This window comes from uncultured Roseobacter sp. (assembly GCF_947496515.1).
GTDB lineage: Bacteria > Pseudomonadota > Alphaproteobacteria > Rhodobacterales > Rhodobacteraceae > Roseobacter.
The window spans coordinates 19,959-34,162 of the sequence record NZ_CANMDB010000020.1 but is presented as its reverse complement, the minus strand read 5'-3'; the positions used below and the strand labels follow the sequence as shown (position 1 = coordinate 34,162).

General features: G+C 62.6%; 16 protein-coding genes. 8 read left to right on the top strand and 8 right to left on the bottom strand.

Going from position 1 to position 14,204, the window contains the following annotated elements:
* Window positions 1-171: 171 nt before the first annotated feature.
* Window positions 172-783, bottom strand: coding sequence for a hypothetical protein (locus Q1A53_RS21795; RefSeq protein ID WP_299970956.1), 612 nt, complete (start codon window positions 781-783; stop codon window positions 172-174).
* A 101-nt stretch (window positions 784-884) separates the two neighbouring features.
* On the opposite strand from Q1A53_RS21795, the gene Q1A53_RS21790 reads away from it, so the two are divergent.
* Complete coding sequence (locus Q1A53_RS21790; RefSeq protein ID WP_299970953.1) at window positions 885-2,249, top strand: cytochrome P450; 1,365 nt, start codon at window positions 885-887, stop codon at window positions 2,247-2,249.
* A 107-nt stretch (window positions 2,250-2,356) separates the two neighbouring features.
* On the opposite strand, the gene parC is transcribed toward Q1A53_RS21790, so the two are convergent.
* The gene (gene parC, locus Q1A53_RS21785) at window positions 2,357-4,648 is read right to left on the bottom strand and encodes a DNA topoisomerase IV subunit A (RefSeq protein WP_299970950.1); all 2,292 of its coding nucleotides are present in this window, start codon (window positions 4,646-4,648) and stop codon (window positions 2,357-2,359) included.
* A gap of 183 nt (window positions 4,649-4,831) precedes the next feature.
* Here parC and Q1A53_RS21780 point away from each other — a divergent pair, with 183 nt between their 5' ends.
* The 6 genes from Q1A53_RS21780 (at window position 4,832) to Q1A53_RS21755 (ending at window position 9,315) form a co-directional block, all read left to right on the top strand.
* Window positions 4,832-5,506: an SH3 domain-containing protein gene (locus Q1A53_RS21780; RefSeq protein ID WP_299970947.1), complete on the top strand. Its 675-nt coding sequence runs from the start codon at window positions 4,832-4,834 to the stop codon at window positions 5,504-5,506.
* A 55-nt stretch (window positions 5,507-5,561) separates the two neighbouring features.
* The gene (locus Q1A53_RS21775; protein ID WP_299970944.1) at window positions 5,562-6,395 is read left to right on the top strand and encodes an SDR family NAD(P)-dependent oxidoreductase; all 834 of its coding nucleotides are present in this window, start codon (window positions 5,562-5,564) and stop codon (window positions 6,393-6,395) included.
* A 64-nt stretch (window positions 6,396-6,459) separates the two neighbouring features.
* Window positions 6,460-6,663 (top strand): twin transmembrane helix small protein, encoded by a 204-nt coding sequence (locus tag Q1A53_RS21770; protein WP_299970941.1) that lies wholly within the window; start codon window positions 6,460-6,462, stop codon window positions 6,661-6,663.
* Window positions 6,664-6,669: 6 nt separating this feature from the next.
* Window positions 6,670-7,242, top strand: a complete 573-nt coding sequence (locus tag Q1A53_RS21765) for a cob(I)yrinic acid a,c-diamide adenosyltransferase (RefSeq protein ID WP_299970938.1) — start codon at window positions 6,670-6,672, stop codon at window positions 7,240-7,242.
* 385 nt (window positions 7,243-7,627) lie between these two features.
* Window positions 7,628-8,386 carry an electron transfer flavoprotein subunit beta/FixA family protein gene (locus Q1A53_RS21760; protein ID WP_299970935.1) on the top strand — a complete coding sequence of 253 codons (759 nt, stop codon included), beginning with the start codon at window positions 7,628-7,630 and terminating at the stop codon, window positions 8,384-8,386.
* A complete protein-coding gene (locus Q1A53_RS21755; RefSeq protein ID WP_299970932.1) occupies window positions 8,386-9,315 on the top strand; it encodes an FAD-binding protein in 930 nt (309 codons plus the stop codon). The genes Q1A53_RS21760 and Q1A53_RS21755 overlap by 1 nt, the downstream gene beginning before the upstream one ends.
* Before the next feature lie 54 nt (window positions 9,316-9,369).
* On the opposite strand, the gene Q1A53_RS21750 is transcribed toward Q1A53_RS21755, so the two are convergent.
* Entirely contained in the window at window positions 9,370-10,206 is an 837-nt protein-coding gene (locus Q1A53_RS21750; protein WP_299970929.1) for a DUF6473 family protein, read from the bottom strand.
* 143 nt (window positions 10,207-10,349) lie between these two features.
* Between Q1A53_RS21750 and Q1A53_RS21745 the strand changes: the two genes are divergently transcribed.
* Window positions 10,350-11,225 carry a 3-hydroxybutyryl-CoA dehydrogenase gene (locus Q1A53_RS21745; protein ID WP_299970927.1) on the top strand — a complete coding sequence of 292 codons (876 nt, stop codon included), beginning with the start codon at window positions 10,350-10,352 and terminating at the stop codon, window positions 11,223-11,225.
* 100 nt (window positions 11,226-11,325) lie between these two features.
* Here Q1A53_RS21745 and Q1A53_RS21740 read toward each other — a convergent pair whose 3' ends face one another.
* The 5 genes from Q1A53_RS21740 to Q1A53_RS21720 are packed head-to-tail and all read right to left on the bottom strand — an operon-like array spanning window position 11,326 to window position 14,190.
* Window positions 11,326-12,213: a lysophospholipid acyltransferase family protein gene (locus Q1A53_RS21740; protein ID WP_299970925.1), complete on the bottom strand. Its 888-nt coding sequence runs from the start codon at window positions 12,211-12,213 to the stop codon at window positions 11,326-11,328.
* Between the two features lie 37 nt (window positions 12,214-12,250).
* Window positions 12,251-12,520 carry an HPr family phosphocarrier protein gene (locus Q1A53_RS21735; protein WP_299970922.1) on the bottom strand — a complete coding sequence of 90 codons (270 nt, stop codon included), beginning with the start codon at window positions 12,518-12,520 and terminating at the stop codon, window positions 12,251-12,253.
* On the bottom strand, window positions 12,517-12,930 hold the full coding sequence (locus tag Q1A53_RS21730; RefSeq protein ID WP_299970919.1) for a PTS fructose transporter subunit IIA: 414 nt from the start codon (window positions 12,928-12,930) through the stop codon (window positions 12,517-12,519). The genes Q1A53_RS21735 and Q1A53_RS21730 overlap by 4 nt, the downstream gene beginning before the upstream one ends.
* A gap of 4 nt (window positions 12,931-12,934) precedes the next feature.
* The gene (gene rapZ / locus Q1A53_RS21725) at window positions 12,935-13,822 is read right to left on the bottom strand and encodes an RNase adapter RapZ (protein WP_299970916.1); all 888 of its coding nucleotides are present in this window, start codon (window positions 13,820-13,822) and stop codon (window positions 12,935-12,937) included.
* Complete coding sequence (locus Q1A53_RS21720; protein ID WP_366873028.1) at window positions 13,819-14,190, bottom strand: aldolase; 372 nt, start codon at window positions 14,188-14,190, stop codon at window positions 13,819-13,821. The genes rapZ and Q1A53_RS21720 overlap by 4 nt, the downstream gene beginning before the upstream one ends.
* Window positions 14,191-14,204 lie beyond the last annotated feature (14 nt).

Here is a 14,204-nt window from a genome sequence, read left to right as displayed (position 1 = left end):
TCTTGCCGTGGTCAACGTGACCAATCGTGCCAATGTTAACATGCGGTTTCGTACGTTCAAACTTTGCCTTTGCCATGGTGAGAGGCGCCCTTTTGTTTGCATGGGGTCACGCGCGACCCGTTCTTTCATGGCGCGCGATGTATTGCGAACGCGCGAAGAAATCAAGCGGGATCAGTCAGCGGCCTCTGCCGCCTCGGCAATCGCTTCCGGCGCGGTGCCTGCCACTTCCGGCAGCACGGCAGGCGTGTTCCCGAACCAGCCTTCCTCGGCGTTCTTCTTGACCAGATAATTCTCGATCACCTGGGCGGCATTGCGCGACAGGTTTTGCAACTGTGTCTCGGGCGACTGGCTCCAACCGGTGCCGACGATGCTCTCCCCGTCGAGCGCTTCGAGCACGGTGAACTGCTCCGGTGGTTCGTTGAGCTTCTTGCCTTGCGCGTCGTCCCAGACGGTCAGCCGGATGATCAGCGCCGATTTGGGCGAGAACAGGATCGGGATGCCGCGTTTGGCCAGCAGATACCCTTCGATGCTGACGCCGAAGTGATAGTCCTTTTCGCCGTCGTAGCGGTCGAACCGCTCGGCGATGGCGTCCTGCAATGCCTGGGTCAGCTGCTCCTTGGGCACCTCGCGGCCTGCGGCAACGGTCTGCGCCTTGGGGGCCACGACGATATTGTGACCGAGGCTGAAATCGCCCAGGGGGACCTTGGGCGCCGTCAGATCGCCTGCGCCCGTGCAGGCCGCCAGCATCCCCGCGACCACCAGCATTGCCAAAGACCTGATCATTCTGCGCCTCGCATCTTTTCTGTTCCAACTGCCTAGCCCAAGCGTGGCAGCCGCGCAATCAGGCAGGTGGCAGGGGTCTCAGCGCGCCCTATTCTCACGTCATGGCTGAAATCTCCACTTCCCACGCAACGCCCGTTCGCATCCCACTGGAGACGCGCGAGCTGGGCGTGCTGCAGAGCTTTACCCGGATGCGGGAGAACGTGCTGAACATCATCCCACAGGTGGCAGTGGAACAGCCGACCGTGTCGGGCCGGACAGTGCGGCGCTGGCATATGATCATGGAGCCAGCGTCGATCCGGCGCATGCTGCTGGACCGGGTCGAGGCCTATCCGAAATCGGTGGTGACGAAAAACCTGCTGCGTCCGGCGGTGGGCGAGTCGCTCTTTATCGCGGAAGGCGCGGACTGGCGCTGGCAAAGGCGGCTGGCGGCCCCTGCCTTTTCGCACCGCAATATCGCAGCACTCGCGCCGGTGATGACGGCCGCAGCGGAACGCTCCGCCGAGCGGATCGCAGGCGCTGGCAAACGCGCGGTGGACATGGCGCAGGAGATGACGGCAGCGACCTTCGATGTGATCTCGGAGGTGACCTTCAGCGACGATGGCAGTTTCGACCGACGCGATATTCACCGGGCGATTGATGACTACGTGGCCGAGGCTGGGCGGGTGTCGCTGCTGGACGTGCTGGGCGCGCCCGACTGGGTACCGAGACCGGCGCGGGTGATGTCTGCCCAGACCATGCGCCAGATGCGGCGCAATGCCGACGCGGCGATCGAGGCGCGTGCGGCCCGCGGACCCGGCGATGTGCCGGATCTGCTGGATCTGCTGCTGGCGGGCGAGGATCCCAAGAGCGGACGGCGCATGAGCACGGGCGAGCTGCGCGACAACCTGCTGACCTTTATCGTGGCGGGACATGAGACCACGGCGCTGACGCTGGCCTGGGCGTTTTATCTCTGCGCCTTCGATCCGGAGGTGCAGGATCGCGCGCGGGCGGAGGCACAGGGCGTGCTGCAAGGTCGCGCGGCCACGGGAGAGGATGTGGCGCAATTGCCTTTTATCCGGCAGATCATTGACGAAACACTGAGGCTCTATCCGCCGGGCGGTGTGATCTCGCGCACGGCGCAGGAAGCGGATACGTTGGGGCAGGCCGACATCCAACCCGGGGATACGGTGATGGTGCCCATCTACGCTCTGGGCCGACACCGGCTGCTGTGGGAGGCGCCCGATGATTTCCGGCCGGAGCGCTTTGCCGACCGCAAGGCCATCGACAGATATGCTTATCTACCCTTCGGCGACGGTCCGCGGATCTGCATCGGGGCGAGTTTTGCCCTGCAGGAGGCGGTGATCATTCTGGCGACACTGCTGGGGCGGTTCCGGTTCACGCCGGTCAAGGGACGCGACCCCAAGCCGGTGATGATCCTGACGCTGCGGCCCGAGGGCGGGGTGTGGCTGATGGCGGAGCCGGTCTGACGCCTGTCGCGATCCATCCGGCGATCCGCGGGGGTGAGAGAGCTGCGTGGGGGCGCTGCCCCCGGCCCTGTCGGGCCTCCCCCGGAGTTTATCTGGCAAAGTGATGATCAGGTAAATCTGTTGTCGCGCGGGAAGCCGCGGGGGGCCATGCGACCTGCGGTGGCGCGCTTGCCAGCCCATTCATCTAGGTCGGTTTGCGTGCGGGTGCGACCCGCGGGGTCGAGCCAGCTGAGCCCTGCGTCCCGCGCGAAGGTGGTCGCATCCGAGAGACCGCCGTCCTTGTACTTTTGCAGACGAACGCCCTTGCCGCGGCTCATTTCGGGAAGCTCGTCGAGACCGAAGACCAGCACCTTGCGGTTCTCGCCGACCACTGCGAGGCTGTCGCCCTCTACCGGTTTGCAGACCAGCGCGCGGGTCTCATTGCGGACATTGAGCACCTGTTTGCCGCTGCGGGTCTGTGCCAGCACCTCATCCTCTGGAACGATGAACCCATCGCCGGCAGAGGAGGCAACCAGCAGTTTGCGGCCCGGCTGATGGGTCAGTATCGTCACGATTTCCGCCTCGTTGGGCAGGTCTACCATCAGGCGCAGAGGCTCCCCCATACCGCGCCCGCCGGGCAGGTTGGACGCCGGGACCGTATAGAAGCGCCCGTTGGAACCGAAGACCAGCAGCCTGTCCGTCGTCTCCGCGTGGAAGATAAAGCGCGGGCCATCGCCGTCCTTGAACTTCAGCTCGCGGCCCAGATCAATGTGACCCGTCATGGCGCGCACCCAGCCCATCTGGGAGCACACCACCGTGATGGGTTCGCGGTCGATCATCGCCTCGATCGGGACCTCTTCGACTTCCGCGGCTTCCTCGATCAGGGTGCGGCGTGCGCCACCGGCATGGTCTTTGCCGAACTGCTTTTTGGTCGCGCGCAGCTGCTCGGTGATGCTGTCCCATTGGAGGGAAGGGTTTTCGAGCAGATCCTCCAGGTCAGCGCGTTCCTCCATCAGGGCGGATTGCTCGCGCAGCAACTCCATCTCTTCGAGCCGCCGCAGGGACCGCAGGCGCATGTTGAGGATCGCTTCGGCCTGGGTCTCGCTCAGTTCCCCTTCGCCGGGCGCAGGCGAAACGTAGTCTTTCTCGTCGGTCGCGCGCAGGTGCGTCTTGCCCCAGTCCTCGCGCATCAGGGCCGCTTTGGGGTCGTCATCGTAGCGGATGATGTCGATCACCCGGTCGAGGTTCAGGAAGGCGATGATGAACCCTTCGAGCACCTCCAGCCGGTGGTCGATCTTTTCCAGACGGTGGCGCGAGCGGCGCTGCAAGACCTCACGACGGTGATCGAGGAAGGCGCGCAGAACCTCCTTCATGGAGCATACCTTGGGGGTCACCCCGTCGATCAGCACGTTCATATTGAGCGAAAACCGCACCTCCAGATCACAGCTGCGAAACAGCATGCCCATCAGCACATCGGCATCCACGGACCGCGCGCGCGGCTCGATGATCAAACGCACGTCTTCGGCGGATTCGTCGCGTACATCACCCAGAATGGGGATCTTCTTGGTCTGGATCAGCTCGGCGATCTTTTCGATCAGCTTGGCTTTCTGGACCTGGTAGGGAATCTCCGTGACGACGATCTGCCACTGACCGCGGCCCAGATCCTCGACCTCCCAGGTGCAGCGCAGGCGGAACGATCCGCGCCCGGTGCGGTAGGCGGTGGCGATGTTATCGGGCGGCTCGACGATCACGCCACCCGTGGGGAAATCAGGGCCGGGCACGTATTTCAACAGCGTGTCGTCGCGCGCCTCGGGGCTTTTGATCAGGTGGATGCAGGCATCGCAAAGCTCCGCGATGTTATGCGGCGGAATGTTCGTGGCCATGCCCACCGCGATGCCGCTGGAGCCATTGGCCAGCAGGTTGGGAAACTGTGCGGGCAGCACCACCGGTTCGGTGAGCGTGCCGTCGTAATTCTCGCGGAAATCGACGGCATCCTCATTCAGACCGTCGAGCAGCGCCTCGGCCACCGCGGTCATGCGTGCCTCAGTGTAGCGGGAGGCGGCGGGGTTGTCCCCGTCGATGTTGCCGAAGTTGCCCTGCCCGTCCACCAGCGGGTAGCGCACGTTGAAATCCTGCGCCAACCGCGCCATCGCGTCGTAGATCGCCGCATCGCCGTGGGGGTGGTAGTTGCCCATCACGTCGCCGGAGATCTTGGCCGATTTGCGGAAACCACCCGTGGATGTGAGCCGCAGCTCGCGCATGGCAAAGAGGATCCGCCGGTGCACGGGCTTGAGCCCGTCGCGCGCGTCCGGCAGGGCACGGTGCATGATCGTGCTGAGCGCGTAGGTCAGATATCGCTCGCCCAACGCGCGGCGCAGCGGTTCTGCCAGCATGGTTGTGGAAGCATCTTCGTCGGCCATTGATGCGGTGTAGCCTCCCCGTCACGCCCGGACAAGCGGCATCTGATCGGCCTGTAGGGGGCCTGCCATGGACTGCGGCAACCCATGTGCCCCACGGGAGGATCGAAACCATCTTTAGAGATGGATGGATCCAAATCGTGTCGAGATGTGTTAGGTCTGTGATGGTGTAGTGAGGTGATACATATGAACCGGTTCATTCTGATCAGCTTCGGTGTTTTAGGTTTTGGGTTTTATGAATTGAGCGGCGGGTCAGACTTCGACCCCAAGATTGTCCGGGAGCAGGCCGTGGTGTCGCGCACCGGCGGCGAGGCTGCGCCAGATCAGCAATCAACGGTCGTTGCTGCCGCACCGGAAGCACCTCGGGGCGAACTGCAGCCCGTCTCGCTCAACCTGGTGTCCTTCGGCGAAGCGCAGAGTGGCCCATCAAAGCGCAAGCGCGCCGTGTCGCAACAACAGATTGAACCCGCGATCGTTGCCGAAGAGCCCTCCATTGAGCCCGTGCGCGAAGAAGTCATTCTGGCGGCTGTGGCACGGGCTGAACCCGCAACCGCGTCTGACCGCGATGTCGTGCTCGCCAGCGCTTCTGCCAATGCCGCAACGATCCCCAGCATCATCTTTTCCGGGAGTACCAGCCGCGCGTCATCCAGCGATGTTGGCGCGCAGCGTGACATCCGCTCGGTCAATGGCAGCGTTGTGAATATGCGGAGTGGGCCGGGGACACGCCACGGGGTCGTGGATCAGCTCACCCAAGGTATGCAGGTCGAAGTTCTGCAGGATAGTGGTACGGGTTGGGTCGAGTTGCGGACCAGCGATGGTAGCAGAGGCTGGATGGCAGACTTCTTGCTCAGCCCGCTCTAGGCTTGCGTCTCCGGGATCCTCGGGCCAGATTTGGGCCGAGGTATCGGAGCATATGATGTCCCAAAAGACCATTCTCATCACCGGTTGCTCGTCCGGTATCGGGTATACCTGTGCTGTCGGTATGCGTGCCAGGGGATGGCGCGTGTTTGCCGCCTGCCGGACCGCGGATGATTGCGCACGGTTGATGGCCGAAGGATTCGAGAGCCCGCAGCTGGATTACACCGATGCCACCTCCATCGACGCGGCGGTCCGGGAGGTTCTGGCGGCCACCGGTGGTACGCTCGATGTTCTGTTCAACAATGGCGCGCATGGGACGCCCGGGGCTGTCGAGGATTTGCCGACCGATGCGCTCCGCGCGATTTTCGAGGCGAATTTTTTTGGCTGGCACCACCTGACCCGGGCGCTGATCCCGACCATGCGTCAGCAGGGCGGCGGTCGGATCATCCAGTGCTCTTCCATTCTTGGCTTTATCGTCATGCCGTGGCGCGGGGCCTATAATGCCACGAAATACGCGCTCGAAGGGCTCACCGACACGCTGCGGATCGAGATGCGCGGCACCGGCATCGATGTGGTCCTGATCGAGCCCGGACCGGTCACATCAAAGATCCGCGCGAACTCCATCCCGCATTTCGAACGCTGGATCGACTGGCGCGGCTCGGCCCGGCGGGCGCAGTATGAAAGCGGGTTGAAAAAGCGGCTCTACGAGCCGGGCGCACCGGACCGGTTTGAGCTACCCCCAACCGCGGTGTTGGAAAAACTGATCCACGCCACCGAAGCTCAGCGACCGCAGCCGCGCTACTATGTGACAACCCCGACGCATGTGATGGGGGCGCTGCGGCGGATGCTGCCGACCCGCGCGCTGGACTGGGTGTTGTCGCGCGGATCCTGAGAGAGGGGTCGCTTTTCACCCGGGCTCCGCTATGTAGCGGGCTGGAAACGAAAGGAACGCAAACGTGGGTGACCCCTTATTCATTCTGATCATTCTGGCCTGCCTTGCCGTGGTGGTCGTGCTGATGCTTGGCCTTGGCGGGTTCGCCGGTGGCGGGGCGTTTAACAAAAAGAACTCCAACAAGCTCATGCGCTACCGGATCGCGGCCCAATTCGTCGCCGTCTTGCTGATCGTGCTCTATGTTTTTCTGAGCCAGAGAGGGGGATAGCGCAGCATGGTCGTTCTCAACAAGATCTACACCAAGACCGGTGACGCAGGCGAGACAGCGCTCGGCAACGGTGTACGGGTCGCCAAGCACGCGCTGCGGGTGTCAGCCTATGGCACGTCGGATGAGTTGAACTCTTTTGTGGGCGTGGCGCGGCTGTCGGCCACCGGCGAGGTGGATACAGCGCTCAGCCGGATCCAGAATGACCTTTTCGATCTCGGTGCCGATCTTTGCCGTCCGGATATGGAGCAGGACGCCGAGGCCGACTACCCGCCCCTCCGCATGGTGGATAGCCAGGTGAGCCGTCTGGAAAGCGAGATTGACGCCATGAACACCGAGCTGGAACCACTGCGCAGCTTTATCCTGCCCGGCGGCTCTGCGCTCGCAGCGCATCTGCACGTGTGCCGAACGGTATCGCGCAGGGCAGAGCGGCTGTCGGTAGAACTGGCGACGATGGAGGCGATCAACCCGGCGGCGGTGAAATACCTCAATCGCCTGAGCGACTGGTTCTTTGTCGCCGCCCGCATGGCCAACAACGCCGGCAAAGACGATGTCTTGTGGATTCCGGGCGCGAACCGCTGAAGGCGGCAGGGTCTCCGGGGGAGAGCCTGGCGACCGGAAGCGCGAACCGCTGAAAGCGGTGGGGCTGCCGGTGGCAGCACCAGCGACCGGAAGCGCGAAGCCCCGGGCCGCAAGGGCGGGCGCAAGTCGCTGAATGCCCACCCCACTTGGTTCTGAACGACCGGACACTTGCATAGCCGGACCACCTACCCAGTCGCTCAACGGCCATGATCGCTATCGGAAATTTCGGTCCTGATCTGCGGAAATTCGCAGGAACGCGGCGTTCCTGAGACCGGGCGTGACGATTTTACACTGTTTAAGACATCGCAGCTTGGATACACCCGGCACCAGGACACGAAAAGGCTCGGGCTGAAAACGAGTCGCGAATGCAAGGAGAGAGACGCAAATGAAGGTTCTGGTGCCTGTCAAACGCGTGATCGACTACAACGTGAAAGTGCGCGTCAAAGCGGACGGATCGGGGGTTGATCTAGCCAATGTGAAAATGTCGATGAACCCCTTCGACGAGATTTCCGTCGAGCAGGCCATCCGCCTGAAGGAAGCCGGTCAGGCCGATGAGGTCGTCGTGGTCTCCATCGGTGTCAAGCAAAGCCAGGAAACCCTGCGCACCGCGCTTGCCATGGGCGCGGACCGGGCTATTCTAGTCGTCGCGACCGACGATGTGCACAACGACATCGAACCGCTGACTGTTGCCAAGATCCTCAAAGGCATCGTGGACGAAGAGCAGCCCGGTCTGGTGCTCTGCGGCAAGCAGGCGATCGACAATGACATGAATGCCACTGGCCAGATGCTCAGCGCACTCATGGGTTGGAGCCAGGCGACCTTTGCCTCCGAGATTGCCATCGAGGGCGACAAGGCCGTTGTCACCCGCGAGGTTGACGGCGGTTTGCAGACCATCAAGGTCGCGATGCCCAGCGTCGTCACGGTTGACTTGCGCCTGAACGAGCCCCGCTACGCGTCGCTGCCCAACATCATGAAGGCCAAACGCAAGCCGCTGGATGAGAAGACGCCCGCCGACTATGGCGTCGATGTCGCCCCGCGGCTGGAAGTGGTCAAAACCGTCGAGCCCGCAGCACGCGCCGCCGGGATCAAGGTAGGCTCCGTCGACGAGCTGGTATCGAAACTCAAAGAAGCGGGGACCGTGTAATGGCCGTACTCCTTTTGGCAGAAGTAACCGACGGCGAGCTGTCCATGGACGCAACCGCAAAAGCGGTAACGGCGGCCAAGATGCTGGGCGATGTGACGGTCCTGGCCGCCGGTGGCTCGGCTGCCGCCGCAGGCGAAGCCGCCGCCAAGATCGACGGTGTCAGCAAAGTGCTGGTCGCCGAGGATGCGACACTGGGCCACCGGCTTGCGGAATCCACCGCAGCACTGATCGTCTCGCTGGCGGGCGACTATGACCATATCGTCGCCCCCGCCACCACCGACGCCAAGAACGTGATGCCGCGGGTCGCGGCACTGCTGGATGTGATGGTGATCTCCGACGCCTCTGGCGTGGTGGACGCCGATACGTTCGAGCGCCCGATCTATGCAGGCAACGCCGTGCAAACCGTCAAATCCTCCGATGCCAAGAAGGTCGTGACCTTCCGGACATCGACCTTTGACGCGGCAGGCACCGGGGGCAGCGCGTCGGTCGAGACGATTTCCGCTGCGGACAATCCCGGGCTCAGCGAATGGGTCGAGGACAAGGTCGCCGAAACTGACCGGCCAGAGCTGACCTCCGCCGGTGTCGTCGTTTCGGGCGGTCGTGGTGTGGGGTCCGAGGACGACTTCGCGCTGATCGAGAAGCTCGCGGACAAGCTGGGCGCCGCGGTCGGCGCCTCACGTGCGGCGGTTGATTCAGGCTACGCGCCCAACGACTGGCAGGTCGGCCAGACCGGCAAGGTGGTCGCACCGGAGCTTTACGTTGCCGTTGGCATCTCGGGTGCCATTCAGCACCTCGCAGGGATGAAAGACAGCAAGGTGATCGTGGCAATCAACAAGGACGAAGAAGCGCCGATCTTTCAGGTGGCGGACTACGGGCTGGTGGCCGATTTGTTCACCGCCGTGCCTGAGCTGATTGAAAAGCTGGACTGACGGCGCAACACATCAGTGTTTCGCAAGGCCGCGCCCCTCTCCGGGCGCGGTTTTTCATATCAGGCGCTGCAGCACGGGTTCCAGCTTTTGCGCCAGCTCGCCGTGCGCCCGGGGGCCCAGCATGCCTTTGGCGGCGGGTGCTTCCATCTGGTCAAAGATCATCCCGTCGCTGCCTGCAGCCAGCGCCTCTGCCGAGGGGACCAGTTCCACGCAGTCCGCAACATCACCGTAGAGCGTATCGAGCATCTCGCGCGTGATGAAAAGCGGCGATCCCCCTTTACCCGGATCGCTCACCTCAACCTGCTCGGAGGGTGGTGCGTGATGCGAGAACCAGACCAGCACAACCCGGCCCGGTGTCTGCCGCGTCAGCTGACGCATCCGGGCCACCCATGCTGCGCGCACCTCCTTGCACAGCTTGGCAAAACGCTCCCGCGAGAGGTTGTAAAGCGCGCTGAGCATATGCTTGTTGAAGTGGAATTCCGCGAAATCAACCTCCGGGTAGAGCGCCATCAACCGTTCCGACGCCGTCAGAAAGCGGTCGTTGCGGCGCGGATGCACGGTGTAGAACCTGTTGGACAGATTATGCGCACCCACCACCTGGATCACCGTCGCGCTGGCATCGAAACAGGCGTCGCGCAGGAACGGATCCTTGAGCATCACATCCAAACCGGCATTGGCGATGCCTAAGTTGACGCAGTTGACGCCCAACGTACTTTCAACCAGAGCCGGAAATGGCGTCTTGAGAAACTTGCCGTAGGTTGCTGTTCCGCCCAGAAACGCCACATATGGCACGTCAAGCCGTCGCTCCGGCCCCCGGAACGTCAGTTTTGACCGGCCATAATGGCACGGCATGTAATCGAGAGCGCCCGCCCCCAGAACGTCGTAGGACATCTCACCCACCTTTTTACTCACCCGGAAAGGAGTATGCCCGACAGGTGCTTATATTCCCTTAAGGGTGGCCAGGATGGCAAAGGCGGCCTTGCGGGCGACGCCCCGGGCACCATAGAGTGCGAACAATCACAGAGGGGCGGCGGATGGAAATCAAGTCAATCGGGATCGTGGGCGCGGGTCAGATGGGCAATGGCATCGCGCATGTGATGTCGCTCGCTGGCTATGACGTGCTGCTGAACGATGTCAGTGACGAGGCGCTGACCGGTGCGATGGATCTGATGGCGCGGAACATGTCCCGTCAGGTGAGCCGCGGCAAGATCACCGAGACCGACCAGACCGCTGCCATGGCGCGGATCACGACGACGCAAACGCTCAAGGATCTGGGCCAGACCGATCTGGTGATCGAGGCCGCGACCGAGCGTGAATCCATCAAGCAGGCGATTTTCGAGGATCTGCTGCCGCATCTTCAGCCCCATACGATCCTGACGTCCAACACCTCGTCGATCTCCATTACGCGACTGGCCAGCCGCACCGACCGCCCCGAGAAATTCATGGGCTTCCACTTCATGAATCCGGTGCCGGTGATGAAGCTGGTCGAACTGATCCGGGGCATCGCGACCGACGAGCCGACCTTTGCCGCCTGCAAGGCGGTCGTTGACCGGCTGGGCAAAACCGCGGCATCGGCTGAAGACTTCCCCGCCTTTATCGTCAACCGCATTCTGATGCCGATGATCAACGAGGCGGTCTACACGCTTTACGAAGGGGTGGGCAGTGTGCAGTCCATCGACAGTTCCATGAAGCTGGGCGCCAATCACCCCATGGGGCCGCTGGAGCTCGCGGATTTCATCGGGCTGGATACCTGTCTGGCCATCATGAACGTGCTGCATGACGGGCTGGCCGATACCAAGTACCGCCCCTGCCCGCTGCTGACCAAATATGTCGAGGCGGGCTGGCTGGGCCGCAAGACGGAGCGCGGGTTCTACGATTACAGGGGCGAGGCACCGGTCCCCACACGTTGACGGCAGCGTGTTTTAATTCCTCAACGTGACAACACCAGCGGGCCTTGAAACGCTGAGGTCACCTGCGATGCGCACGCTACCGGACGGACACTTGACCGTCCTAGCCGTCATTTTCCAAAGACAACGTATGATCGCGCAGCCATGCCATGAAGCCCCGCGGATCATCGGCCCATTTGTCGACGATGGCAGGATCCAGCGGATGGCCGACGATGGGGGACTGGGACTTGTTGAGCGAATACACGATTTCGTGCAACAACAGCCCCTGCCGCAGCATCGGCGACAACTTATTGGCGATCTGATAAGCGCGGGAATTCTGACCCGGAAACTTGATCGGCAGAACCATCGCGCCGGACCGTCGGATGAGCTTGGCCGTAAAGACGTTCCATTCGCCTTCGATCGCCGGGCCAAAAAATGTCTCGGATGCGGCAACGCCCCCCGACGGAAAGAGAGCCACGACACCACCGCCCTGAAGATGCTGCATCGCCTTGGCGCGCATCTCGACCCCTTTGCGTTGCGCATCGGGTTCATGCGGGAAGGGCACCGGGATCATGTAGGATCCGGCCACCTCATCAATAACGGTCAGGAGCGAGCGCGTCAGGATCCGGTAGTCAGGCCGCACCCGACCGATCAGATCCGCAAAAATCATCCCATCCACCATCCCGTGCGGATGGTTTGATACCACGATCACAGGGCCGGTTTTGGGGATCCGGTCCAACTGAGCCTGCGGGGTCAGCAGGTCAATCCCCATCACATCGAGTGCCGCGCGCCAGAATGCCTGACCTTGCGGGGCGCCGCGCCGTTCGAACTCACGCACCAGCCGCAGGATGGTCAGCTTGCCGGTCAGCGCTTCCATGACCCGGATGACGGTGGATCGCCAAGGGTCATTGAACGTCGACGCATAGGACAGGCTGCTGCGGTCGTATTTCGTGAAATTAACCGGTTTTGCGGCGGCTGCCGGGACGTCGATCTCTTGCGAGCTTTCTACCACAACCCCTCACCCTGCTGTGCGCGCCACCTGTGGCAAGTCATTGGCCTTCGCCGAACCGATCCGCCACAAGCGCCGTCAACGCCTCCGCCAACGCGGCTTCGTCCGGTCCGGAGGTCCGTACTTCAATAAAGCTTCCCTTGGACGCTGCCAACATCAAAAGTCCCATGATGCTGTCGCCGGACGCGGACATCCCATCCTTGGTGACCTCTGCACTGGCATCAAAACCCTCTACCACCTCGACCAGCTTGGCCGATGCGCGGGCGTGCAGACCCTTCTCGTTCACGATTTCCAACTTGCGGTCTGTCATGGTTTTGCCCGGCTACCCTGCTCTTGGCTGACATTCTGGCTGTCGATGTACTTTTTTCCCGCCTCCAGAGCCAGTCGCACCGCCTCTGCCACGGGTTTTTGTCGGCTCTTCGCCAGTTTGATCAACATCGGCAGGTTGGCCCCGTAAACAATGCGCCGGTTGCCCGGCCGGCAGGCCAGCAGGCTGAGGTTGGAGGGGGAACCTCCGTAGAGATCCGTGACCACCACCACGCCGCCGCCACTGTCCACCGCGTCGGCGGCCTCGCAGATTTCCCGCTCTTTGGCGGCGCGGTCGTGGACGGCATCAATCGAAATCGCCCGGATCCCCGGTTGCGCACCCACCACATGCTCCACAGCGGACAGATACTCTGTCGCGAGCCCTCCGTGGGCGACGATGACGATACCGATCAAGGGCTCAGGCCTCTTCTTTTTTGCGAAGGTCCAGTTCGCGGTGTCTTATTGACACCTGCCAACCTTCCTTCGCAAGGCGCAAAGCATGCCGTTCAGCCATCACAACGGAGCGATGTTTGCCCCCGGTACACCCGAAGGCGATTGAAAGATGGGACTTTCCCTCATCGCGATAGGCTGGCAGCAAGAACAGAGACAAGTCGATGACCTGGCGTTCGAATCCCTCAAACCGCGGATCGGCAATGACATGGGCCACGACGCCTGCGTTCGTGCCGTCAAAATCGCGCAGCTCGGGTTCCCAATACGGGTTTGAGAGAAAGCGACAGTCAAAGACCATGTCGACACTGCGGGGCAACCCGCGTTTGTAGGAGAAAGACTGCACGGACACGGTGAGTTTGCGGTGGCCGCCCGGCGCGAACCAGTGCTCCACCTCCGCCCGCAGTTGATGCACATTGAGATCGCTGGTGTCGATCAGCACATCGGCGCGCGCCCGCAAAGGGCCCAGCATCTCCAACTCGCGGATAATCCCTTGGGACGGGCGATCATCGGGGGCCAGCGGGTGCCGACGGCGGGTCTCCGAAAAGCGGCGGAGCAACACGTCCGTGTTGCAATCAAGATAGAGCAGCTCCGGCGCCACACCCGGCGTTGCCGTGCTGCGTCCGAGGAGATCAACGATGTCATTGGTGGAGAAATCCCGGTTTCGCGGATCAATGCCCAATGCCAGCGGGCCGCGACGGCCGGATTCGTCCAGCAGCGCGGGCAGCAGCCGAAGCGGCAGGTTGTCAACGGCCTCAAAACCCGCATCCTCCAGCACGTTCAAAGCACTGGACCGGCCAGCACCCGACGGGCCGGTGACAAAGACAAGACGGTGAGCTGCTGGTTCGGGGTCGGTCATGCGGGATCTCTTCTGCCCATCTTGACATATTGCAGAACGGCAGCAGGGAAATAGCGGCTGTCCACTTTGTGAAGGCAGGGCAGTTCGATACCCGCGACGGTACAGGTGTGAGCGGTCGGCAGGCGCGCCTCTTCGAGGCGGCCCATGTCAACCACCAGCCTCACGGTCGCGGACTCGACCGCGGTCGCGTTCAGCAGCCCCACGCCACGGGCTTCGATCAGCCCTTTGATCGCTGAGGGCGGGCGGGCTTCGAGCCCATCTGCCCCCAGACTGAGTATGGTTCGGTCATCTGAGACAAGCTCGGCGCCGTAGGCCATCAGTTCGAGCGCAAGGCTCGATTTGCCGCTCCCCGAGGGTCCGATCAGCAAGACCGCGCGGGATT

What these genes read in the sequence shown, in the direction of transcription:
- Q1A53_RS21755 (WP_299970932.1), top strand. Translation starts at nt 8,386, where the DNA reads ATGGCCGTACTCCTTTTGGCAGAAGTAACCGACGGCGAGCTGTCCATG.
- Q1A53_RS21775 (WP_299970944.1), top strand. Translation starts at nt 5,562, where the DNA reads ATGTCCCAAAAGACCATTCTCATCACCGGTTGCTCGTCCGGTATCGGG.
- Q1A53_RS21780 (WP_299970947.1), top strand. Translation starts at nt 4,832, where the DNA reads ATGAACCGGTTCATTCTGATCAGCTTCGGTGTTTTAGGTTTTGGGTTT.
- Q1A53_RS21765 (WP_299970938.1), top strand. Translation starts at nt 6,670, where the DNA reads ATGGTCGTTCTCAACAAGATCTACACCAAGACCGGTGACGCAGGCGAG.
- Q1A53_RS21795 (WP_299970956.1), bottom strand. Translation starts at nt 783, where the DNA reads ATGATCAGGTCTTTGGCAATGCTGGTGGTCGCGGGGATGCTGGCGGCC.
- Q1A53_RS21790 (WP_299970953.1), top strand. Translation starts at nt 885, where the DNA reads ATGGCTGAAATCTCCACTTCCCACGCAACGCCCGTTCGCATCCCACTG.
- rapZ (WP_299970916.1), bottom strand. Translation starts at nt 13,822, where the DNA reads ATGACCGACCCCGAACCAGCAGCTCACCGTCTTGTCTTTGTCACCGGC.
- parC (WP_299970950.1), bottom strand. Translation starts at nt 4,648, where the DNA reads ATGGCCGACGAAGATGCTTCCACAACCATGCTGGCAGAACCGCTGCGC.
- Q1A53_RS21745 (WP_299970927.1), top strand. Translation starts at nt 10,350, where the DNA reads ATGGAAATCAAGTCAATCGGGATCGTGGGCGCGGGTCAGATGGGCAAT.
- Q1A53_RS21750 (WP_299970929.1), bottom strand. Translation starts at nt 10,206, where the DNA reads ATGTCCTACGACGTTCTGGGGGCGGGCGCTCTCGATTACATGCCGTGC.
- Q1A53_RS21760 (WP_299970935.1), top strand. Translation starts at nt 7,628, where the DNA reads ATGAAGGTTCTGGTGCCTGTCAAACGCGTGATCGACTACAACGTGAAA.
- Q1A53_RS21735 (WP_299970922.1), bottom strand. Translation starts at nt 12,520, where the DNA reads ATGACAGACCGCAAGTTGGAAATCGTGAACGAGAAGGGTCTGCACGCC.